Source organism: Rhodanobacter sp. AS-Z3 (assembly GCF_029224025.1).
Lineage (GTDB): Bacteria > Pseudomonadota > Gammaproteobacteria > Xanthomonadales > Rhodanobacteraceae > Rhodanobacter.
This window is the reverse complement of record NZ_CP119392.1, coordinates 3,950,167-3,971,321: the sequence shown is the minus strand read 5'-3', so window position 1 is coordinate 3,971,321 and position 21,155 is coordinate 3,950,167. Positions and strand designations below refer to the sequence as shown.

The following is a 21,155-nucleotide window of genomic DNA, read 5'->3' as shown; positions in this document are numbered from 1 at the left end:
ATGAACCGCAAGTATCAACAATGCGCACTGGCCGTCGCCGTCATGCTGTCCGCCAATGTTTGCGCCACCAACTACGGCCCCTGGGACAACGCGGTGCCCGCCAGCGGCATCAACACCGCCGCTGCCGAAGGCTGTCCGATTGAATCGCCAGACGGGCGCAACCTGTACTTCATGTCCAGCCGCAACGGCGGTCTGGACATCTGGCGGGGAACCTGGAATGGCTTGATGCACAGCTGGGACAACGTCAGCAACCTCGGTGCGCCGGTGAACTCCCCCACCGCCGCCGACTATTGCCCCACACCGTTGCCCGGCAACTGGCTGCTGTTCGTCAGCTCGCGGGAGAACTCCGAGGATTGCGTCGGATGCAAGGCGATGCCACCACCGCCCGCTGGCAGCCCACCGGCCGGCGACCTGTTCCTGACGCGGGAACACACCCGACACGGCTGGCCGTGGTGGCGCCAGCAGTCTGGTTGGGCGACGCCGGTCAATCTGGGCGCCTATGCGGACGGCGGCCCGAACACCAAAGGTTCGGAATACAGTCCCTCGGTCGTGGAAACCCGCGAGGGTACTTTTCTCTACTTCTCCAGCGACGGCTATCCGGACAGCAAGGGTCAGGACATCTACGTCAGTCGTCTGCGCGCCGACGGCAGCTTCGGGCCCGGCGTGCGGGTGGCCGAGCTGAGTACCGACGCAGCCGACCAGATGCCCAACGTGCGCCGTGACGGGCTGGAAATCGTATTCAGCAGCAACCGTGGTAGCGCCGATCCGCGCAACCAGGACATCTGGTATGCCACGCGCCCGGATACCGCCTCGCCGTGGACGGTGCGTGGTCCGATCGACAATCCCGCCGTCAACACCATGGATGGGTCGGAAACTCGCGCCTCGCTGTCTGCCGACGGTACGCGTCTTTATTTCGGGCGCAAGCACTTTGCGCAGGCGCCGGCCGACCCGGGTGACGTCTACGTCAGCAGGCGCGTCAGGTTGCACTGGGGTGGCGGGCGCTGAACCGCGCATACGGGAGGTCGTGAGAACGCGGTCGTGGCGGCATCGGTAGCTGTCACGTCCGCGGTCTGTTCGCACGCAGGTTTCATGCCGCAGGGTGCCCGATGCAGTTCGTCGCGCCGGCGCTGGACTCGTTCACGCAGGCAAGCTTTTCGCCGGACTTGCCCACCACCCTGATCGTCAGCCGATTCGGAAAGCCTGCAGTGTTTGCTTCATCATGTGCGGATGACTGCCAAATGCCCGACCGTGCCGCGTGTGGTGCTGGATACCAACGTGTGCCTGGACATCTTCCTGTTCCACGATGCGCAATCCGCCGCGCTGCATGTGGCGATGCGCGAGGGCCGGATTCAGGCAGTAACGCGAGCTGATTGCCGCGCCGAGTGGCTGCGCGTGTTGCACTACCCGCAGGTGCCGATCACCGATGCGCTGCGGCCGGAAGTCGCGGCGGCGTTCGACGCATTGGTCTGTTGCCTGCCCGATGACCTGGCCACGGCGAACCCCGATGTGCCGCTGCCGCGCTGCGGCGACCCGGACGACCAGATGTTTCTGGAACTGGCCCAAGCCAGTGGTGCGCGCTGGCTGGTCAGCAAGGACAACGAAGTGTTGAAGCTGGCGCCACGCTGCGCGCGCGACGGGCTGTTCTGGATCGGTTTGCCGCAGGCGTGGTCACCGTACAAGCCTTGAACGCCGACTTCACCTGCAGCAGCGATATGCTGAGGGTGAATTTCCCCTGCTTGAGGTAACAGCATGCTCAGTCCATGCACCATCGACTGCCCGTATTGCGGCGAGTCGATCGAGATTCTCGTCGACGCATCAATTCCCAGTCAGCAATACATCGAGGACTGCCAGGTCTGTTGCCGGCCGATCACGCTCAGCGTGGAAGTGGACGAGGACGGCGAATCGCAGGTGCGTGCGAGTGGCGAGAACGACGCCTGAGTCCGCGGCGCGTGCGGAAGTCGAATCAGCTGATCAGCCGTTCCGCTGAGTAAGCCACGGCAATCCCGGCAGCCTGCAAGGCCGCCCGCGTGGCCTCGTCGCTGGCCGGTGTGACCGGGCGGGTGAGGTCCCACAACAGGTTGGCGCGAAAGCCCAGTTCGCGCGCATCCTGCGCCGTCCACAACACGCAAACGTCGCGCGCCAGCCCGCAGACGAATACTTCATCCACGCCACGCTCGCGCAGCCAGCCGGCCAACCCGGTGCTCGGGCGGCTGCCACCGGGACCGTGGTTTTCGCGAAAGCCGCTATACGAATCGACGGCCGCATCGTTGCCTTTGCGGATCACCGCGTCCAGCGCCGACCAGTCAACCGCCGGATGCAGCTCGGCGCCAGCTGTGCCTTGCACGCAATGCGCTGGCCACAACGTCTGCGGCTGGCCATACAAGTCGATCTGCTCGAACACGGCGTGGCCGGGGTGGCTGTCGACGAACGAGATGTGTCCGGCTGGATGCCAGTCCTGCGTGGCGACCACGTGGCCGAAGCGGCGTGCGCGCAGCAGGGCATCGATACCGGGCACGATCGTGTCACCTTCATGGCAGGCCAGGGTGCCACCGGGCATGAAGTCCGCCTGCACGTCGACCACGATCAATGCGGCATGCTCAGAGAGGGTCGTTTTCATCGGTGGGCTTGTGTGGATCATCCGATGAAGTTTACCGTGTGCCAGATAGATCGCGCCGATGGCTGATATTTTCGGCAACGCACAGGCACGAATCGGGGGCGCGCAGTGCAATACGACCAGTCGTGGATGGGTTACGGAATTGTCGGCGGCGTGCAGGCCGGGCTGATTTCCGCCGTGGCGGGACTGCTGTTGTTCCTGCTGTTCCACGGGTTGGGCCGGCGCAACGGCTGGAGTTATGGCCCGCAGATCGGCTGGTCGTTCCTGCTGGCGGCGGTGCTGACCGTCAGTGGTGACCTGTGGAATCTGTTCTATTTCAATTACAGCGGCGGGCAGTCGTTGCAGTTGCTGAAAGTGAAGCTGGCAGAAGTGCATGATCCAGACAGCATCGGCTTGCGCGTGCTGTGCGAAGTGCTTGGCGTGGTCATCGGGATCTACGTGGGCTGGGCGCTATGCAGTGGGGATTGGCGCAATCGGCTGCGCGGGAACGGGTGATCGCCTGCGGTCGATACGGCAGCTGCTGCAACCATCGAATGACTTCTCCGACTTGCCGACAGACTTGCGTGATGCACGTCACGTTTGTGCCACACCGTGGCTGGGCAAACGCAGGCCCGTGCTCGTTTGTGCCGACTTCAGTCGGGCACGCGGTCAAGATCATCTAGAGCCGTTCCCTGAGCACGCCTAGCATGGCCCCCGGTTCGTCGCCTCGTTGACTGCGCTTCAAAGCAAGCCTTTCAACGTCGTCGCGAACCAGGCCACGGGGGGTCTTTCAAAGGAGGGGAACATGAACAATTACACGCGAAAAACGCTTTCGCGATGCGTCAGTGTGGTGTTGCTGTCGCTCGGATGCACCTTGCCGCTGTACGCGGCGTCGACCAAGACGCACAAGAAGGCACCGGCGCCTTCGCCAGTAGCCGCTGCCATCCGCAGCAATGCGCTGCAGCCGGTGGTGCCGCATCATCAAGCCCGGCCACTCAAGCCGAACGAACGTCCGCCGGTGTCATCTTCGCGCGAGCATTTCTACACCGACTACGACCGGCCGGAGCGCAATCTGTCACCGACGCTGCGCATGAACCTGGCGGCTGCGGCAGCCACTTGTGACGTCAATGCATTCGCCGCTGCCAGTGGCAGCAGCCTGGTGACGCTGGTACGCAACTCGTCGGTAGACGGCTGCATCAACACCTTGTTCAACGTCACCGGCGCCAATGCCGGCCAGGTGTTCAACGAGGCGAAGATGGTGACCATCGCCAACGCCCTGCAATCCAGCGCAGGCAGCTACGCGGGCAACAATAGTGCCGGCACCTTGCAGCTGATCCTGTTCCTGCGCGCGGGCTACTACGTGCAATACAGCGACCCTACCGACGTGGGTACGTATGGCGCGTCGTTGAAGGCTGCGATCCGGCCGGCGCTGGACGCGTTTGTGGCGAACTCGCATTTCCGCGACGTCAATGACGACCATGGCGCGGTGCTGGCCGAGTTCGTCACCTTGATCGACAGTTCCGGCGAAAACGCTCACCAGATGAGTACGGTGAAGGGCTTGCTGGATCGCTACAACGCCAGCTATCACCCGTACTTCTACATGATGACGGCAGTAAACAACGTGTTCACCGTGTTGTTCCGTGGTCACTACAACACCGACTTCCAGACATTGGTGCAGAGTGATTCCAGCATCACCACCACGCTTTCCGGTTTCGTGTCGCGCAATGCGGCCGAGGTCGGTACCGACAACGAATACCTGCTCTCCAACGCGAGTCGCGAACTGGCTCGTTTCCTTCAATACGTGCCGTTGCAGCCGACGGTGAAGCCGCAGGTCAAGAGCATTCTGTCGTCCTACAGCATGACCGGCGCGGGTGCGTCGATCTGGGTTGGTACGGCCGATGTGACGGATTTTTACGACCATGCGGACTGCAGCTACTTCGGTATCTGCAACTTCCAGACCCAGCTGGCCCAGGTGGTGCTGCCGATCACCAAGCAGTGCAGCCCGGACCTGCGTCTACGCGCCCAGGCGCTCACCCCGTCCCAGGTGACCGACACCTGCAACAAGGTCATCAACGAAGAGCAGTACTTCCATGATCGGGTGAATGACGGCAACACGCCGGTGGCCGACGATCACAACACCATGCTTGAACTGGTGATCTTCCATTCGAGTACCGACTACCAGACGTATTCCGGGGTGATCTTCGGCAATGACACCAACAACGGTGGCATGTACCTGGAAGGCAATCCGTCTGATCCGGCCAACCAGCCGCGCTTCGTGGCGTATGAGGCCGAATGGATGCGGCCGACGTTCGAGGTGTGGAATCTCACCCACGAATACGTGCACTACCTTGATGGTCGCTTCGACATGTACGGCGATTTCAACACCGCCATGGCGGTGCCTACCGTGTGGTGGGTGGAAGGTCTGGCCGAGTACGTTTCGTACAGCTACCGCGGCATTCCGTATCCGGAAGCGATTGCTGATGCGGGCACCCAGCAATTCCCGCTGAGCACCGTTTACGACAACGATTACAACAGCGGTCAGGAGCGTGTGTATCGCTGGGGCTATCTCGGCGTGCGCTACATGTTCGAGAAGCAGCCGCAACAGGTCAGCCAGATCCTTGGCTATTTCCGCCCGGGCAACTACACCGGATACGCCAGCTATCTGCAGTCGATCCACAATACCCACGACAGCGACTGGGCTACCTGGCTGACCTGCCTGAATACCCACCAGGGCGATACCTCGACCTGCGGTGGTACCACCACGCCGCCTCCTCCGACGCCAACACCGACACCCACGCCCACCCCGATTCCGCCATCGAACCTGCCGGAATGCCCGGGATCATCCGGTCTGTTGGCCGATGGTTGCCAGATCAGCAACGTACAGGCCAGTCGTGCCGGTGACAGCCAGTACTTCTACATCTACCTGCCGGCTGGCACCTCGTCGTTGCAGATCAACACCACCGGGGGCAGCGGCAACGCCGATTTGTATGTCAGCGCACGTGGCTGGCCCAGCACCACCGACTACGACCAGCGCTCGATCGGCAGCAGCAATACCGAGAGTGTCAGCGTCACGCCGTCGTCGGCGGCGGGCTATTACTACGTGGCCGTGGTCGCCAAGGCACCGTATTCCGGTGTGGCAGTCAGTGCGTCGCTGGGTGGCGGTTCCACGCCGACACCGCCGCCGGCATGGACTGAGTGCACCGGTGACGCATCCGTACTTGCCAGTGGTTGCCAGCACAGCAATGTGCAGGCCACTCGAGCTGGCGACACCGAGTACTTCTACATGCTGGTGCCGAGCGGCTCGACCGGTCTGCACGTAGAAACGGCCGGTGGCACGGGTGATGCCGACCTCTATGTCAGCAGTCGTGGCTGGCCATCGACGACGGACTTTGACAAGTCGTCGGTGCATGCGGGCAACAGCGAGTCGGTGGACATCGCCCAGCCTGCCGCCAACACGTACTACTACGTGGCAGTGACCGCAAAAACGCCGTATTCCGGCGTGGCAGTAAGGGCGCGCATCACGCCCTGAGGCAGTACCGGGTTCGGACAGTGGCAGACCTCCCGGGTCGCTGTCCGGGCCCACCTTGCAATACCGTGAAAGCAAAGAGCCCGTGATCGTCGATCGCGGGCTCTTTGCTTGTGGCAAGTACAGCCAGGGAACTCGGCGGCGTCAGTCGGTCATCTCGGACAGTGGTTGCGCTGATGATCGATGAATCGATCCACCTGTTGCTGCAATACCGGAAGCGGTACCGAGCCCAGCGCCAGCACGACATCGTGGAAGGCGCGCAAGTCAAAGCGTTCGCCGAGCGCCAACTCGGCTCGCGCACGTGCGTCGACGAAGGCCATCTGGCCGAGATAGTAGGACAGTGCTTGCGCCGGCCAGGCGATGTAGCGGTCCACTTCGGTACACACCTCGTGCTCGCTGAGTGCGGTGTTCTCGCGCAGGCAGGCGCGTGCCTGCTCGCGGCTCCAGCCGAGATGGTGCAGGCCGGTGTCCACCACCAGTCGGCAGGCGCGCCACATCTGGTAACTGAGGTAACCGAAGCGATCGTAGGGTGTGTCGTACAGGCCCATCTCCACGCCCAGCCGCTCCGAATACAGCGCCCAACCCTCGTCATACGCACTGAGATGGCACTCGCGGCGAAAGGCCGGCAGACCTTCCTGTTCAGCAGCCAGCGGCATCTGCATGGCATGGCCCGGCGCAGCCTCATGCAGGGTCAGCGCGGTGAGTGAGTAGAGCGGCCGCGAAGGCAGATCCCAGGTGTTGACCAGATAGTAGCCAGGCCCGCCGCGCCCGCTGGTATAGAACGGTGCGAGATCGTCCGGCACCGCTTCGATCACGAAGCGCTGGCGCGGCAGCCGGCCGAAGAAGTGTCCGAGTTTGCCGTTGACCCGATTGGCGATCCATGCGGCCTGCTTCAGCAGTTCATCGGCACGGCTTGCATAGAACGAGGGATCGTTGCGCAGGCAATCGATGAAGGCCGCCAGATCGCCAATGAAACCGGCGTCGCTGACGCACTCAAGCATCTGCGTGCGCAGTTGGGCGACTTCGCGCAAACCCAGTGCGTGAATTTCGTCCGGGCCGATCTCCAGCGTGGTGTATTTGCGTATCTGCGTGCGGTAGTACGCGGCTCCGTCGGGCAAGGCGGACGCGGCGATGCTGTCGCGCGCCTGCACCATGTAGACCTCGCGCATGAAGCCGAGCAACTTCGCATGCGCCGGTATCACGACGGTGCGGATGGCTGCCAGCGCCGCGTCGCACAGCGCTGCGTGCTGGTGCACCGACACGCTGGCGGGGAGCTGGCGGAACGGGGTGTAAAAGACACTCTCTTCGGCGCTTGCCGCAGCAACTTCGGCAAGCGAATGATCACGCCCGGTCAGGCTGATGCGTGGCACGCTGAAGCCACGCGCCAGGCCTTCGCGCATGTTCGCCATCTGTTCGTCGAAATAGCGCGCAATGTCACCCAGCCAGGCAAGGTAACGCTGGCCGTCGGCGACATCACGCAGTGGCTGTCGCGCACTGAAAAGCAGGTTGCCCCAGAACGAGGTATCGCCGGTCAGCGGCATCTGCCAGCTGCACAGGCGCTGCTCGGCCAGCAGCGTTTCGATCTGCTGGCGATAGACCTGATAGTTGACGATCTCTTCGTCACTCAGGGCGTCGAGTGGGATCTCGTTCAGTTGTTCCAGTAAGGCAGCCCAGACGCGCTCACGCATGGCTTGAGTGGCCGGATCAACCCGCGGCAGATGGTCCGCTGGCAGTGCGCGGGTATCCTCGTCATCGGCGCCGGCAAACTGGGCCTGCCGCCACGCCCACTCGTGTGCGCTGAGCTCGCGAAAACCCGCGTTTGCATCCGCCATCGTGGTCGTGATGCAGGGAATGCCGAGGCAACCGATCAGGGTGGACAGGGTGACGTTGCGAGGCATGGTTGCGGTTCCCCTCAGGTGCGTGCGTGCCGACCGCTCCATGGTGTCACGCAAACGGTTGATCGAACGCCGGCGACGGCTCGGTGAACCAGGCAGCGCCGTCTTCGGTGACGTGGAAATGATCCTCCAGTCGAATGCCGAAATGATCCGGCACCACAATCATGGGCTCGTTGCTGCAGCACATGCCCGATTGCAGGACGGTGCGGTTGCCGCGGACCAGATAGGGCGTTTCGTGGATGCTCAGGCCGCAGCCATGGCCAGTGCGATGGGGGATGCCGGGCAATCGGTAGTCCGGGCCCAGCCCGACCCGCTCGATCACCGCACGTGCGGCCGCATCCACCGCTTCGCAGGTGACGCCCGGGCGAACCGCTTCAAACGCGGCGCGTTGTGCGGCTTGTTCCAGCGACCATATCTTTGCCTGCTGCGCATCCGGAAGGCCAAACGCGTAGCAGCGGGTAATGTCGGAGTTGTAGCCTTGCACCGCGCAGCCGGTATCGATCAGCACCAGGTCATCGCGCTGCAGTCGCTGTTCACCGGGAATGCCGTGCGGATAGGCGGTAGCCTGGCCGAACTGCACGATGCAGAAGGTGGAGCCGTTGTCCGCGCCGAGTGTGCGGTGGCCGTCGTCAATGAAACGCACCAGCTCGTGATTGCTGATGCCTTCGTGCAGCACGGCGGCCGCGAGTCGCTGCACGTACAAGGTCATCGCGGTGGCTTGCTGCATCAAGGCCAGTTCGGCGACGGATTTGCGCATGCGGCAGCCGTCGATGATCGCGCTGGCATCGGTCAGGCGGCGTTCGCCCAGCGCATCGACCAACCGGGTGGCCACGGTATAGGCCGCCGTCGGGTCCAGCGCCAGATTGCCGGCGAAGCGTTCCTGCAGGGCTTGCACCACCAACGCATGCGGGCTTTCGTGTTCTTCCCACAGGCGCAGATCCGCTTCGATGCGCAGCACGCACTGCAGCGAGCCGACTTCAAAGGTCGGGCAGATCACGATCGGGTTGCCGCGGGCGGTGATCAGCAAGCCCACCAGACGCTCGCTGGCGCCCCACGCGATGCCGGTGAAATAGCGCAGCGATGCGCCGGCGGTGATCAACACGGCATCGATTCCGAGTTCGCGCATCAGCAGGCGAGCGCGGTGCAGGCGCTGGCCGTATTCATAGCGGCTGATCGGTGCGCTGGTCGCCGGCCAGCGCTGCAGTTCGGCGCGCACCGTGGCCATGTCGAGTCCGCCGATCTGCCGCTGGCTGTTGAGTGGACTCATGCTGTGGCACTCCCCGCAGTGGCAAGGTCGTCGTCACGCCAGTGGCCGTCCACCAGGCGGGCGATGTTGGCGGGATTGCGGTCGCGCAGTTCAGCGGGCAATAGCGTGTCGGTGACGTGATCGTAGCAATGCAGTGCAGCGAAGCGGCGGACGGCTGCCGGCATGCCGACGGCGGTGAAACCGGCTTGGCTGGTGCTGGGATACGGCCCGCCATGATTCATCGCCGGGCTCACCGCGACACCGGTGGGCATGCGATTCATGATCAGTCGGCCGACCTTAGGGCGCAGTGCGCGTGCCAGCGGCGCCAGGGCAGCGTCATCGGTTCCATCATTGGCGCTGTAGAGCGTGCCGGTGAGGTTGCCCTCGAAGCTAGCCGCAACAGCCAGCATTTCTTCGGTGTCGCGGGCACGCACCAGCAGGCTGGTGGGTCCGAACGCCTCGCGCTGCAGTTCGCGTGGGTTTTTGAGAAACGCGCGGGCACTGACCTGCAGCAAGGTCGGGCGATAGCGATAGCCCAGCCCGGCGGAGCTAGCACCGGTGAGACAGACCGCACCCCAGTCACGCAAGGCGGTAACCGACGCATCCAGCTGCTCGAGTACGCCGCGGCTGAACAGTACGCCGGGTGCGGCGCCTGCGAACAGCGTCAGCGCGTTGCCGACAAAGGCGTCGCCGGCGGCACCATCCGGCACTACCAGCAAACCGGGGTTGGTGCAGAATTGCCCGCTGCCCATCGTGCACGAAGCGAAAAACTCCTGCGCCAGCTGCTCGCCACGTTCGGCCAGCGCACCGGGCAGCATGAATACCGGGTTGACGCTGGACATCTCCATGTACGCCGGAATGCCGGCGCGATCCGCCGCCGCCTTCAGCGCCAGTCCACCGTGCCGGCTGCCGGTAAAGCCGATCGCGCCCAGCCGTGCATCGCCGGCCAGTTGCAGGCCAAGCGCCGAATCAAACTGATACAACAGTTGCACCGCAGCACTGGGTAGCTGCGCGTGCTGCAAGGCGCGATGGGCCAGTTGCGCCAGTCGTTGACTGGTCGCCGGATGCGATGGATGCGCCTTGGCAATCACTGGATTGCGCGCGGCAATCGCCGAGGCGAAATCACTGCCGGCGACGGCATTGAACGCGAACGGAAAGTTGTTCGGTCCGAAGATCAACACCGGCTTGTGCAACGGTGCGTAGTGCGAGCGCAGCCCGCCGCCGGTGTCGATCACCGGGTGGGTCCAGCTGTAGTCACGCGCTGCTTGCGCGGCCAGGCGCAACTGCCGGCAGGTACGCGGCAGCTCCACGCCCGCCAGACGGGTTTCGCCCGGCAGTGCCGTTTCCGCATGCGCCAAGGCCACCAGGGTGGCGGCGTCGTTCTCGATCGCGTGGGCGTAGGCATCGAGAAAAGCGGCAATGCGTGCGACCGGTGCAGCGGCGAGCTCGTCAGCCACCGCACTGGCACTGGCCAGCGCCGCCTCCAGCTCGAGGGCGCTGTTGACTGGAAACGCCGGGCCAATCGCTTCACCGGTGCTGGGATCGACCGCGCGAAACGATTTGCATGCGGATTCGGGGGCGCGCCATTCGCCCCCGATCAGCGACGGCTGGACGTCCATCTCAGCGCCCCGGATGGCTGGCGATCGCGTGCTTGATTACGCGTATTGCATGCTCGCGCTCGGCGCCCTCGATCAGTAAACGTGGCGCACGGACGCGTTCGTTGCCGAGGCCAACCATCTGCTGCACCAGTTTGATCAACTGCACGAACTTGGGCACCGTATCCAGCCGCAACAAAGGCAGGAACCAGGCGTACAGATCGGCGGCTGCAGCGGAGCCGCCGGAGCGGGCCAATTCGAACAGTTGTACCGATTCCTTCGGGTAGGCGTTGACCAGTCCGGCGATCCAGCCAGTGGCGCCCATGCAGACACCTTCGACCAGCGCGTCGTCCATGCCGACCAGCAAATGCAGTCGATCGCCCAGCAAGGATTTCAGCGCGGCGAAGCGACGGATCTCGCCGGACGATTCCTTCACTGCCTGCACGTTGGGGTGCTCGGCGGCGATGGCGGCGATCTGCTCCGGCGAGAAGTCGGTCTTGTACGCCACCGGGTTGTTGTAAAGCATGCACGGCAAATCGGTGGCTTCGATGATCGCCGTCACATGCGCGCTCATCTCGCGCCAGTCTGACGAATACACGTATGGCGGCAGCACCATCAGTGCCGCACAGCCGGCCGCCTTGGCTTCGCGCGCCAGGCGCACGCCTTCGTCAGTGGATAGTGCGGCGATGCCGGGAATGATCGGCGCGCGCTCATCCACGGCGGCAACCAGCGTACGCATGATCGCCACTTTTTCATCGAAGCCCAGCGTCGCCGCTTCGCCCAGTGAACCCAGCGGCACGATACCGGTACAGCCTGCATCGAGCAGCGTGCGTGCATGGCTGGCGAGGAAGTCGTGGTCGACCTCGCCGTCGGCGTTGAATGGTGTGGTGATGGCAGGAATCACGCCCTGCCAGAGTGTGTATTTGCTCATGCGTGGTTGTCTCCGGAGTCATGGGAAAGAAAGCTGGGAATGGCGCTACCGGCCAGCGTGGCCAGTCGCGCGGGAAAGATTGGCGGGCGGTTGCCGCTGCACGGGAAGCGACCGAGTTCGGCCAGCGCCGTGCCGCAGATGCGGCCCTGGCAGGCGCCCATGCCGCAGCGGGTGGCGAGGCGGGCGGCGCGTGCATCGGTGTAGCCAGCGAGGGCACCCAGGGTGACGTCCTCGCAACGGCAGACGATGGTGTCGAGTTCGGCCAATTGCTGCAGTTGAGGGTTGAGCGCGAAATGCCGGTCGAGTAGTTCGGCAAAGCGGCGCGCGCGTCGGCGCTGGCCGAGCAGCGGGGTTGCCGCTGCCGTGGCGCCGGCAGCCATATGGCCAGCAAGGCGGCCTTCGATGCGTGCGGCCGGCAGCCCGGCGATGCCGCAACTTTCGCCAGCTGCATAGATATTCGCCACGCTGGTGCGCAGCTGTCCGTCCACTTGCACCGCTGGGTGCGTGCCGTGTCGGTCCAGCGTGCAGCCGAGCATGCCGGGCAGCTCCACGTTCGGTACCAGTCCGTAGCCCACGGCGAGCAGATCGCAGTCGATGCGGGAGACTCCGCGAGCATTGACGACTTCGACCGCGGTGACCGCCGTGTCGCCGTGTGCACGGCGTACGAATGAGCCGCAGTGATAACTTACGTCGTGCAGCAGCGCACGCAATTGCACCGCTTGCACGGCGCGCGCCGGCCAGCGCCACAGTTGCATGGCGAAGGCGCGAACCGCCGCCGCCGAGGCTTGTTCGTGGATGCCTAGTACGTGTGCGCCGTGACGACGCAAGGTCGCGGCGGTTGCCCAGAGCAACGGTCCGCTGCCCGCTACCACCACGCGCTTGCCTTGCACCGGCCAGCCTTGCTTGGCCAACGCCTGCAGCCCGCCGGCACCGGTCACGCCGGGCAGGGTCCATCCCGGAAACGGCAGCAGCAATTCGCGTGCGCCAGTGGCCACTACCAGACTGCCAAATGAAAGCTCGACGGCGGCCTGCGGCGTTTCGATCAGCAGGCGTTCCTCGTCGGCTCCGATCACCTGATGCTGGGCCAGCCAGGTTATCGGCATCGGTGTATTGGCCAACGCCGTGATGGCGTTTGTCGCAGCTTGTGGCGCGCCATGTCGGGCATCGTGGCGCCAGATCTGTCCGCCCTGTCGTGGTTGCGCATCGAGCAGGCCCACGCGTACGCCGTGACCGGCTGCAGCATGGGCGGCGGCCAATCCGGCTGGACCGGCGCCCACCACCAGCACATCGAAGTGCTCAGTCATGAGTGTGCACCTGCATGCCTTCGGCCACGGGCGTCATGCAGGCGCGCACATGCTCGGTGTCGTTGATCCGAACCCGACACTCGAAGCACACACCCATGCCGCACAACGGCGCGCGCGGCTGTCCGCTCAGCGAACGCCGGAAGCCGGCTGGCCCGGCCATGGCAATCGCCGCTGCAACGCTCGCCTCGGCGTGTATCGCAACCGCCTGGCCATTGATCAACACGTTCACGGTCTTCATGCCATCGCCCGCGCTGGCGCGTAAGGCGTGGGGTCGATCGCAGGCGCATGGCCGAGCAGCAGATCAATCAACAATCGCGCGCTACCCAGCGCCGTGGTAACGCCCAGGCCTTCGTGACCGGCGGCCACCCACAGATCCGCATGCCCCGGTACGGCACCGAGGTAGGGACGTCCATCCGGCGTTGCCGGCCGCAGGCCGGTCCATGCGCGCAGACCTTGCAACGGTTGCAGCGCGGGCATGAACTGGAATGCGCGTCGCAATATCCGCTGCAACATGGCTGGCGATACGGCAGGATCATCCACATCGAATTCGCGCGACGAACCGATCAGGATCTGGCCGGTCGGTCGCGGTTGCACATTGAAGGCGACACTGCTGTCGGCGTCGCCGTGGGCACTGTCGGCGTAGCCCAGCTCTAGCACCTGATGGTGCAGCAAGCCGGGGTAGCGTTCGGTGATCAACAGATGCCCCTTGCGCGGACGCAGCGGCAATTGCGGCAACAGACGTGGCAGCGCGCAGCCCGTGGCCAGCAGCACCGGGCCGGACAGCAGGCTGCCGTCATCCAGTGTGACCGAGGCGCGGCCCAGTCGCCGCACCGAGCGCCCCGCATGCAAAAACGCACCGCGTTGCTGCGCGCAGTGCACGAGATATTGGGCGACCCGTGGCGGATAGACCACGGCCTCGTCGGCCACCAGCATGCCGCCGGCCAACCCCGGCGCGAGCGCGGGTTCGAGTTCATACAGCGTGGTGGCGTCGACGCTTTGTGCCGCGCCGCCAGAGGCATTCAGTCGCGCTGCGCGCGCGGCAACGCTGGCGAATTCCTGGTCGTTGCGGGCTACCCACAAGGTGCCACAGCGGCTGAACTCAGCCTCGGCCAGATCGACGAAGCTCTCCCAGCGCCGCAACGAATAGCGCGCCAGCGCCAGCTCGGCGGGGTCATCATCCATCGCCACCAGATGCCCCATCGAGCAGGCGGTGGCAGCACCGCCGATCGGGCCAGGCTCCACGATGGCCACGCGCAAGCCGGCCACGCTGGCCTCATTCGCGCAGCTGGCGCCGATGATGCCGGCACCGACCACGATGAGGTCGTAGCTGCTCACAGCGCACCGCTGCCCCAGGCAAACGCGTCCTCGTCGTCGATCAGCAACACGCCCTGGCCGGTGACGTAGGCAGTACCGCTGATGCGTGGCAGTATGCCGCGTTCGCTCACGGCGTAACTGCCCTCGAAGACGCTGCCGAGAATGCTTTCCTGATGCCATGCCGCGCCGGGCGCCAGCTTGCCGTCGGCCGCCAGACAGGCCAGTTTGGCGCTGGTGCCGGTGCCGCAGGGTGAGCGGTCGTAGGCGAGTCCGGGACACAGCACGAAGTTGCGCGCGTCGGTGTCGGCCGCCGCCGTGCCGGCATTGATCTCGATGTGGTCGATTGCTTCGCCGTTTGCACCGGTGATGCCTGTGGCTTCCAGCGCCAGCCGGATCGCTTCGGTGTAGGTGGTGAGCTCACGCTGATGGTGAATTTCCAGCGGCAGTGGCGTATCGCCGGTGATGAAAAACCAGTTGCCGCCCCAGGCGATGTCACCGCGGACGGTGCCGTGACCGCGCACGCTGACGGATACATTGGCGGCGTGGCGATAGCTTTCGACGTTGTCGATTGCTACGCGTCCGTCCGCCTGCAGTTCGACACCGACCGTGCCTACCGGCGTGTCCAGAAAATGCCGACCCGGTCCGATCCGGCCCATGTGCATCAGGGTGCGCACCACGCCGATGCTGCCGTGGCCGCACATGCCCAGGTAGCCGACGTTGTTGAAGAAGATCACGCCAGTGCAGGAACCGGCCTGCACTGGCGGGCGCAGCAATGCGCCGACCATGGTGTTCGAACCACGTGGTTCGCAGGCAATCGCGCTGCGCCAGTGGTCGTGCTGCTGCTGGAAGCGCTGACGTTGCGCGGCCAGCGAACCCTCGCCGAGATCGGGCATGCCGCCGATGACGACGCGGGTCGGCTCGCCGCCGGTATGGGAGTCAATGACGTGGACTGTGTGCATCCATTCATGTTGGTGGCCGGTGGCCGGAAGCGTCTAGGCGAGCCTGCGATAATTCGATGCGGAAATGCGCACAATGCATCCCGCGCGTTGTGCGCCTTGCTACTGTCCAGCCCAGCAGTTCTGCTGGATCGGGAACCCCGGGAGAAGTCTGATGGATATGAAGATTTCAGCATGCGAGTTGCAGGGCTTGTTCGATGCCTTGCCGGACGTCGTGTTCTTCGTCAAGGACGGTTCGGGGCGCTATACCCACGCCAATCTCACCCTGGTCAGACGACTGGGCTTGAAGCGTCGTGAGCAGGTGGTGGGCCGGCATGTCACCGACGTGTTTCCGCGTGTGTTGGGCATCTCCTATGCGTCGCAGGACCGTCGCGCGCTGACCGGTGAAGCGATCGAAAATCAGTTGGAAGTCCATATTCTTCCCAATCGCGTGCCTGGCTGGTGTCTCACCTGCAAATATCCGCTGCGACAACGCGGTGAGGTCTATGGCGTGATCGGCATATCGCGTGATCTGCGCAAGCCGGACGGCCGCCATCCGACCTATCCGCGGCTGATTCGCGTGATCGAATACATGCAGGAGCATTTTGCCGAGACCGTGCGGGTGAGCACGCTGGCCGAACTGGCCGAAGTTTCCGTGGCGCAGCTGGAACGCCACTTCCGCCGCGTGTTCCAGCTGACGCCACAGCAGACCTTGACGAAGCTGCGGATCGAGTCGGCGATGCGTCTGCTGCAGAGCGCAGGCAGCGTGGCGGATATTGGTCTGGCTTGCGGCTTCACCGACCAGAGTGCGTTCGCGCGCCAGTTCAAGGCAACGGTGGGCATGACGCCGCGAGACTTCCGCAGCTTGCAGGTCACAGCGAAATCCTGAGCGTTGTTGGCGACCATCGCCGCCACGCGACCCCTACTGCTTTCGTCACCACGGCACCAACGGTTGCTGTGCGCACTTCCGCACCGGTGTCGCGCCGATTCGACAAGACGCGTGGCTATCGCGTCATCCACGCTTTGTTCCGTTCCGCCAGGGAAGTCGCGACGCAAGGGGATGCGCGGCGTCAGCAGGCTTCCACGGATACAGCGTTGCGCAACGGGTCGATGGGGGTGACCCGGCGAGCGCAACAGCGGAACGACCGACTATCTCCCCCGGCAACGCCGCGGCCGTCGATACATCAAGGGCGCGGTTCGACCCAATCCGAAACGTTTCTGGAGAGAACTATCCATGAATAATCATTCCCCCTTGAGGGGTGCTTCGCTTCGCCGCAACGTGTTGGCGTTGGCACTCTCATCAGGGATGTGCATGGTCGGCGCGGCCTACGGCCAGGCCACCACCGGCAGCATTTTTGGGCAGGTGCCCCATGCCAGTGGTGCCACCGTGGTGATCAGCAGTGCGTCGGGTGTGACCCGTCAGACCACGGTGGATGCGCAAGGCCGCTACAGCCTGGGCGCCTTGCCGCTGGGTACGTACACGGTCAACCTGTTGCGTGATGGCAAGGTGGTGGATTCGCGTTCCCATGTCAGCCTGCGCATCGGCTCGGGTACCGACGTGTCGTTTGGTGCAGTGACGGGTGATGCGAAGGAGCTGTCGTCGATCTCGGTCACCGCCAGCGCGTTGCCGTCCATCGACGTCACCTCGGTCGACTCGCGCACGGTGATTACCTCTGAACAATTGGCGCGATTGCCGCTGGCACGAAGCGCCGAAGCGATCGCGCTGCTGGCGCCGGGCGTGGTGGCAGGCAGCGACTACTTCGGTGGTCCGACCGGCAATGCACTGGTTTCGTTCGGCGGCTCGTCGGTGACCGAGAGCGCGTACTACATCAACGGATTCAACACGACCGATCCGCTCAGTGGCTTTGGCGGGTTTGCCTTGCCGTATGGCTCGATTGACCAGCAGGAAATTCTCAACGGTGGTTACAGCGCTGCCTACGGTCGCTCCGATGGCGGTGTGATCAATCAGGTGGGTAAACGCGGCACGGATGCGTGGCATTTCGGTGCGCAGTTGTCGTGGACGCCGGCCGCTGCACGCGCCGAACAGCGTGATATCGACTACGTCACCGGGGCGAACAAGGGCAAGCTTTACAACCGCAATGCAGACGAGAACTCGTGGACCACGGTGGGCAGCCTGTACGCCGGCGGACCGCTGATCAAGGACAAGTTGTTCGTGTTCGCCTCGATCGAGGCCGAGCGTCGCCAGGGCAACAGCACCAGCTCGACCGACTCCAATCTCAGCACGCGTTATCGCAACGACTACCCGAAGTGGTACGCCAAGCTGGACTGGAACATCAACGACAGCAACATCCTCGAAGTGACCGGCGCGTCCACCAAGCGTGCGTATTCCGCCGATGTCTACAACTACGACTATGCCACCGGCAAAACCGGCAGCTTCAACAGTCACGCGGTGTCCAGCAAGGTCGGTGCGGATCTGTACACGGCGAAGTTCACCAGCTACATCAACGACGACCTGACCTTGTCCGCGTTATATGGCCGCATGGATGGTACCTACTACAACCAGATCATTGGTTACGACCCGACGTATCCGCGCCTGTATTCGTCGTACAACCAGAATCCGGCACTCAATGGCGGCACCGTGATCACCAGCCCGGGCACCATCGGCGCAGTCAACGACCCGGCGCATGTCACCCAGAATGCGAATCTGCGGATCGACTTGAGCTACCGCCTTGGCGATCACACGCTGACCGGCGGTATCGACAATCAATCGGTCAAGGACCTGCATGACGGCAACAAGATGGCGGGGCAGGGCTTCGCCTGGGAATACAACAAGGGCGCGCCTGGCAACCCGATCATCGGTGCACCCGGTGACGATCCGTATGTGGCTGCGCCGAATGGCTATCCCGGCGGTTCCACCGGCTATTACGTGGCCAAGTACAAGCGTTACGGCGGCGGCTCGGTGCGGGTGGAACAGCGGGCGCAGTACCTCGAAGACGCGTGGAAGATCAACGATCGCTGGTTGCTGATGTTGGGTATTCGCAATGACCAGTTCACCAACTACAACCCCAACGGCGTGGCGTATCTTCGCCTGACCAAACCGCAGTGGGCACCGCGCGTCGGCTTCAGTTGGGACGTCAATGGCGATTCCAGCTTCAAGGTCTACGGCAACGCGGGTCGCTACTTCCTGGCGATGCCGGCGACAGTGGCGATGCGCCAGGCCGGCGCGCCACTGTATACGCGTGAATACTTCACCTATACCGGCATCGATGCGCAAGGTCAGCCAACCGGCTTGACGCCCATCGACACCAGTCGCGGACTGGGTGCGCCGATTTCGGCCAATCGCGAGTACGGCCAGTCAAAAGATCCAAACATGGTGGCGGCCACCAACCTGAAGTCGGAATACCAGGACGAGTTCATCGCTGGCTTCGACAAGAAGCTCGGTGAAGCGTGGGTCTATGGCGCCAAGGCGACGTACCGCAACCTGCTCACGGCGATCGATGACTACAGTGACTCGGCCTCGGTCGCGGCGAAGATGGATCGCATGGGCATCGACCCGACTACCTACGACGCCAGCCTGATTTCCGGTGCGTATCTGTTCAACCCGGGGCGCACCAATATTCTGAAGGTGGCCAAGCTCGATGGCAGTGGCTACTACGCTGTGCCGATGACGACCGCCGATTTTGGTTTCGCCACGGGAATCAAGCGGCACTACTACGGTCTGGACGTATATCTGGAACATCCGTTCGACGGCAAGTGGTTCGGCAAGGTCGACTATCTGCTTTCGCGCAGCTACGGCAACAGCGAGGGCCAGGTGCGTACCGACATCGGCCAGACCGACGTCTCGGCGACGGTGGATTGGGACTTTGGTTCGCTGATGCAGTATTCGAACGGCGAGTTGTCGAACAGTCGTCGTCACCAGATCAAGGCCTATGGCTCTTACCAACTGGCGCCGGAGTGGATGGTGTCCGGAAATCTGGCGATCATCTCGGGCGCACCGCGCAGCTGTCTGGGTAAGTTTGGCCCGGCCGAATCCAACCCGACCGGCTACGGTGACTACTACCATTGGTGCGGCGGCGTGGCGTCACGACCGGGTGATGCAGGACATAATCCGTGGCAGGTCACGCTCAGTCTGAGCACGGAGTACCGTCCGCTGTGGGCCGACCAGAAGCTGGCCTTCAACGTGATGGTCTACAACGTGTTGAACAATCGCGTCGTCACGCAGACCTCGCCGTTCTACGGTGAAACCGGTGCGCTCGACGATACCTATGGCATGGCGGTTTCGCAGTCGCAACCGCGTTACGTGCGCTTCGGCATCACTTACGACTTCTGAGGTATGCAGGGCACCGGCAGCCCACGGACGGGTTGCCGGTTCCACAAAGTCAGTCAACTGTCCGACAAAGGTCCCGATTCGGCCACCAGCTTGTCCGGTGGTTTCTTCTGCGATGTACGGATGAATCACAGCAGAGGGTCGAACAATCCCGCCACATGCATGGCGACCTTGCGTAAGTAAGGTGCGTCGAGATATTCCCGTTCATTGATCTCGCGGGCGCGGCCGAAGTCGTCGATCAGCATGGCGGTGACGTCGGCGGCGAAGCCGTGGTCCACCGCCAGCGCGGCGACCTCGAAGTTCAAGCGGAACGAGCGGCTGTCCAGGTTGATGCTGCCAATGGCCGCCGCTTCGCGGTCGATCAGCAAGGCCTTCTGGTGCAGGAAACCGGGTTGATAGCGGAATACCTTGATGCCCGCGCGCACTGCCTGGTACGCGTGCAGGGTGGAAGCGAGGAACACCGTATGGTGGTCGGCGCGCGAGGGAATCAGGATGCGCACATCCACACCCCGCAGCACGGCAAGTTGCAGGGCCGCGCGTACCGCGTGGTCGGGGATGAAGTACGGCGTGCTCAGCCACACGCGCTGGCGTGCGGCGTTGATGGCGGCGGCGAAGAACAGCGAGCCGGTTTCCTGTGGATCGGCCGGGCCGCTGGCGATGATCAGGGCGCTGCTATCACCGTCAGCGATTGCTGCCTGACACATTGGTGGCATGCTGCCGGTAATCCATTGCCAGTCGTCGGCAAACAGTTGCTGCAGGTCGGCAACCGCCGGCCCGCGCAATTCCAGCATGGTGTCGCGCCAGGGTGCCAGTGGTGGCTTCAGGCCCAGATATTCGTCACCTACGTTGAGGCCTCCGACAAAGCCGCAGGCACCGTCGACCACCACGATCTTGCGGTGATTGCGAAAGTTGAGCTGAAACCGGTTGCGCCAGCGGTGGGTTGCAAAGCGATGGATTTGTACACCGCCTGCGCTCAAAGTCTCCACATACCTTTGCGGCAGCGCGTAGCTGCCGATACCGTCGAACAGTACGCAGACCTGCACGCCGGCGGCGGCCTGCTGCAGCAACACTTGCTGCAGGCGCCGTCCCAGCGTGTCGTCGTGGATGATGAAGAACTGCACCAGCAGGCAGTGTTCTGCCGCGGCCATGGCCGCCAGCATGGCGTTGAAGCTGGCATCGCCGTCAATCAATAGTCGCAGGCGATTGCCACCGCGGAACGGACGGCCAGCTAGTCTGCTGATGGCCGCATAGCGGCTGCAGGCCGTGTCCAGGCTGGCCGTGCCCGTCGGCTGTGCAGGCCCGGTTCGCGTGGGTGGCACAAGGTGCCCGATGCGATAGCCGAAGAAATGACTGGAGCCGAGGTACACGTACGGCAGCAAGGTCAGGTAAGGCAGCAGGATCAGACCAAGCGCCCAGCCGATTGCACCCTGCGGGGTGCGTGCGTGCATCACCGCGTGCATTGCAGTGAGCATGCCAAGCAGGTGCAGCGCGATGAGGCAGAAGGTGAATGCGCCGGCAGTCATCGGGA

General features: G+C 63.8%; 17 protein-coding genes. 7 read left to right on the top strand and 10 right to left on the bottom strand.

All coding sequences use genetic code 11. From position 1 onward, the window contains the following. From PY254_RS17705 to PY254_RS17695, 3 genes are all read left to right on the top strand, one after another. Nucleotides 1-1,005 (top strand): hypothetical protein, encoded by a 1,005-nt coding sequence (locus PY254_RS17705; protein ID WP_281013372.1) that lies wholly within the window; start codon nucleotides 1-3, stop codon nucleotides 1,003-1,005. 222 nt (nucleotides 1,006-1,227) lie between these two features. Next, entirely contained in the window at nucleotides 1,228-1,686 is a 459-nt protein-coding gene (locus PY254_RS17700) for a putative toxin-antitoxin system toxin component, PIN family (RefSeq protein ID WP_281013371.1), read from the top strand. 63 nt (nucleotides 1,687-1,749) lie between these two features. Continuing rightward, nucleotides 1,750-1,938 carry a CPXCG motif-containing cysteine-rich protein gene (locus PY254_RS17695; protein WP_281013370.1) on the top strand — a complete coding sequence of 63 codons (189 nt, stop codon included), beginning with the start codon at nucleotides 1,750-1,752 and terminating at the stop codon, nucleotides 1,936-1,938. Between the two features lie 25 nt (nucleotides 1,939-1,963). On the opposite strand, the gene pncA is transcribed toward PY254_RS17695, so the two are convergent. Continuing rightward, on the bottom strand, nucleotides 1,964-2,617 hold the full coding sequence (pncA, locus tag PY254_RS17690; protein WP_281013369.1) for a bifunctional nicotinamidase/pyrazinamidase: 654 nt from the start codon (nucleotides 2,615-2,617) through the stop codon (nucleotides 1,964-1,966). Nucleotides 2,618-2,743: 126 nt separating this feature from the next. Here pncA and PY254_RS17685 point away from each other — a divergent pair, with 126 nt between their 5' ends. Both PY254_RS17685 and PY254_RS17680 read left to right on the top strand, forming a co-directional pair. Then, nucleotides 2,744-3,109, top strand: a complete 366-nt coding sequence (locus PY254_RS17685; RefSeq protein WP_281013368.1) for a hypothetical protein — start codon at nucleotides 2,744-2,746, stop codon at nucleotides 3,107-3,109. Between the two features lie 289 nt (nucleotides 3,110-3,398). Next, nucleotides 3,399-6,122 carry a M9 family metallopeptidase gene (locus PY254_RS17680; protein WP_281013367.1) on the top strand — a complete coding sequence of 908 codons (2,724 nt, stop codon included), beginning with the start codon at nucleotides 3,399-3,401 and terminating at the stop codon, nucleotides 6,120-6,122. Between the two features lie 149 nt (nucleotides 6,123-6,271). On the opposite strand, the gene PY254_RS17675 is transcribed toward PY254_RS17680, so the two are convergent. The 8 genes from PY254_RS17675 to PY254_RS17640 are packed head-to-tail and all read right to left on the bottom strand — an operon-like array spanning nucleotide 6,272 to nucleotide 15,363. Then, on the bottom strand, nucleotides 6,272-8,017 hold the full coding sequence (locus PY254_RS17675; RefSeq protein WP_281013366.1) for a DUF885 domain-containing protein: 1,746 nt from the start codon (nucleotides 8,015-8,017) through the stop codon (nucleotides 6,272-6,274). A 46-nt stretch (nucleotides 8,018-8,063) separates the two neighbouring features. After that, nucleotides 8,064-9,281 (bottom strand): M24 family metallopeptidase, encoded by a 1,218-nt coding sequence (locus PY254_RS17670; RefSeq protein ID WP_281013365.1) that lies wholly within the window; start codon nucleotides 9,279-9,281, stop codon nucleotides 8,064-8,066. Further along, nucleotides 9,278-10,879, bottom strand: coding sequence for an aldehyde dehydrogenase family protein (locus tag PY254_RS17665; protein ID WP_281013364.1), 1,602 nt, complete (start codon nucleotides 10,877-10,879; stop codon nucleotides 9,278-9,280). Before PY254_RS17665 ends, PY254_RS17670 begins: the two co-directional genes overlap by 4 nt. Before the next feature lies 1 nt (nucleotide 10,880). Next, the gene (locus PY254_RS17660; protein ID WP_281013363.1) at nucleotides 10,881-11,786 is read right to left on the bottom strand and encodes a dihydrodipicolinate synthase family protein; all 906 of its coding nucleotides are present in this window, start codon (nucleotides 11,784-11,786) and stop codon (nucleotides 10,881-10,883) included. Beyond that, complete coding sequence (locus PY254_RS17655; RefSeq protein ID WP_281013362.1) at nucleotides 11,783-13,090, bottom strand: NAD(P)/FAD-dependent oxidoreductase; 1,308 nt, start codon at nucleotides 13,088-13,090, stop codon at nucleotides 11,783-11,785. Before PY254_RS17655 ends, PY254_RS17660 begins: the two co-directional genes overlap by 4 nt. Further along, nucleotides 13,083-13,328: a 2Fe-2S iron-sulfur cluster-binding protein gene (locus PY254_RS17650; RefSeq protein ID WP_281013361.1), complete on the bottom strand. Its 246-nt coding sequence runs from the start codon at nucleotides 13,326-13,328 to the stop codon at nucleotides 13,083-13,085. The genes PY254_RS17655 and PY254_RS17650 overlap by 8 nt, the downstream gene beginning before the upstream one ends. Further along, nucleotides 13,325-14,425: an NAD(P)/FAD-dependent oxidoreductase gene (locus PY254_RS17645; RefSeq protein ID WP_281013360.1), complete on the bottom strand. Its 1,101-nt coding sequence runs from the start codon at nucleotides 14,423-14,425 to the stop codon at nucleotides 13,325-13,327. Before PY254_RS17645 ends, PY254_RS17650 begins: the two co-directional genes overlap by 4 nt. Next, nucleotides 14,422-15,363 carry a proline racemase family protein gene (locus tag PY254_RS17640; protein ID WP_281013359.1) on the bottom strand — a complete coding sequence of 314 codons (942 nt, stop codon included), beginning with the start codon at nucleotides 15,361-15,363 and terminating at the stop codon, nucleotides 14,422-14,424. Before PY254_RS17640 ends, PY254_RS17645 begins: the two co-directional genes overlap by 4 nt. Nucleotides 15,364-15,514: 151 nt before the next feature. Between PY254_RS17640 and PY254_RS17635 the strand changes: the two genes are divergently transcribed. Continuing rightward, nucleotides 15,515-16,228 carry an AraC family transcriptional regulator gene (locus tag PY254_RS17635; protein WP_281013358.1) on the top strand — a complete coding sequence of 238 codons (714 nt, stop codon included), beginning with the start codon at nucleotides 15,515-15,517 and terminating at the stop codon, nucleotides 16,226-16,228. A gap of 345 nt (nucleotides 16,229-16,573) precedes the next feature. Then, on the top strand, nucleotides 16,574-19,630 hold the full coding sequence (locus tag PY254_RS17630) for a TonB-dependent receptor (protein WP_281013357.1): 3,057 nt from the start codon (nucleotides 16,574-16,576) through the stop codon (nucleotides 19,628-19,630). Between the two features lie 125 nt (nucleotides 19,631-19,755). Here the strand turns inward: PY254_RS17630 and cls are convergent, their stop codons facing one another. Further along, the gene (gene cls / locus PY254_RS17625) at nucleotides 19,756-21,150 is read right to left on the bottom strand and encodes a cardiolipin synthase (RefSeq protein WP_281013356.1); all 1,395 of its coding nucleotides are present in this window, start codon (nucleotides 21,148-21,150) and stop codon (nucleotides 19,756-19,758) included. Nucleotides 21,151-21,155: the final 5 nt, after the last annotated feature.

What these genes read in the sequence shown, in the direction of transcription:
- PY254_RS17705 (WP_281013372.1), top strand. Translation starts at nt 1, where the DNA reads ATGAACCGCAAGTATCAACAATGCGCACTGGCCGTCGCCGTCATGCTG.
- PY254_RS17700 (WP_281013371.1), top strand. Translation starts at nt 1,228, where the DNA reads ATGACTGCCAAATGCCCGACCGTGCCGCGTGTGGTGCTGGATACCAAC.
- PY254_RS17695 (WP_281013370.1), top strand. Translation starts at nt 1,750, where the DNA reads ATGCTCAGTCCATGCACCATCGACTGCCCGTATTGCGGCGAGTCGATC.
- pncA (WP_281013369.1), bottom strand. Translation starts at nt 2,617, where the DNA reads ATGAAAACGACCCTCTCTGAGCATGCCGCATTGATCGTGGTCGACGTG.
- PY254_RS17685 (WP_281013368.1), top strand. Translation starts at nt 2,744, where the DNA reads ATGGGTTACGGAATTGTCGGCGGCGTGCAGGCCGGGCTGATTTCCGCC.
- PY254_RS17680 (WP_281013367.1), top strand. Translation starts at nt 3,399, where the DNA reads ATGAACAATTACACGCGAAAAACGCTTTCGCGATGCGTCAGTGTGGTG.
- PY254_RS17675 (WP_281013366.1), bottom strand. Translation starts at nt 8,017, where the DNA reads ATGCCTCGCAACGTCACCCTGTCCACCCTGATCGGTTGCCTCGGCATT.
- PY254_RS17670 (WP_281013365.1), bottom strand. Translation starts at nt 9,281, where the DNA reads ATGAGTCCACTCAACAGCCAGCGGCAGATCGGCGGACTCGACATGGCC.
- PY254_RS17665 (WP_281013364.1), bottom strand. Translation starts at nt 10,879, where the DNA reads ATGGACGTCCAGCCGTCGCTGATCGGGGGCGAATGGCGCGCCCCCGAA.
- PY254_RS17660 (WP_281013363.1), bottom strand. Translation starts at nt 11,786, where the DNA reads ATGAGCAAATACACACTCTGGCAGGGCGTGATTCCTGCCATCACCACA.
- PY254_RS17655 (WP_281013362.1), bottom strand. Translation starts at nt 13,090, where the DNA reads ATGACTGAGCACTTCGATGTGCTGGTGGTGGGCGCCGGTCCAGCCGGA.
- PY254_RS17650 (WP_281013361.1), bottom strand. Translation starts at nt 13,328, where the DNA reads ATGAAGACCGTGAACGTGTTGATCAATGGCCAGGCGGTTGCGATACAC.
- PY254_RS17640 (WP_281013359.1), bottom strand. Translation starts at nt 15,363, where the DNA reads ATGCACACAGTCCACGTCATTGACTCCCATACCGGCGGCGAGCCGACC.
- PY254_RS17635 (WP_281013358.1), top strand. Translation starts at nt 15,515, where the DNA reads ATGGATATGAAGATTTCAGCATGCGAGTTGCAGGGCTTGTTCGATGCC.
- PY254_RS17630 (WP_281013357.1), top strand. Translation starts at nt 16,574, where the DNA reads ATGAATAATCATTCCCCCTTGAGGGGTGCTTCGCTTCGCCGCAACGTG.
- cls (WP_281013356.1), bottom strand. Translation starts at nt 21,150, where the DNA reads ATGACTGCCGGCGCATTCACCTTCTGCCTCATCGCGCTGCACCTGCTT.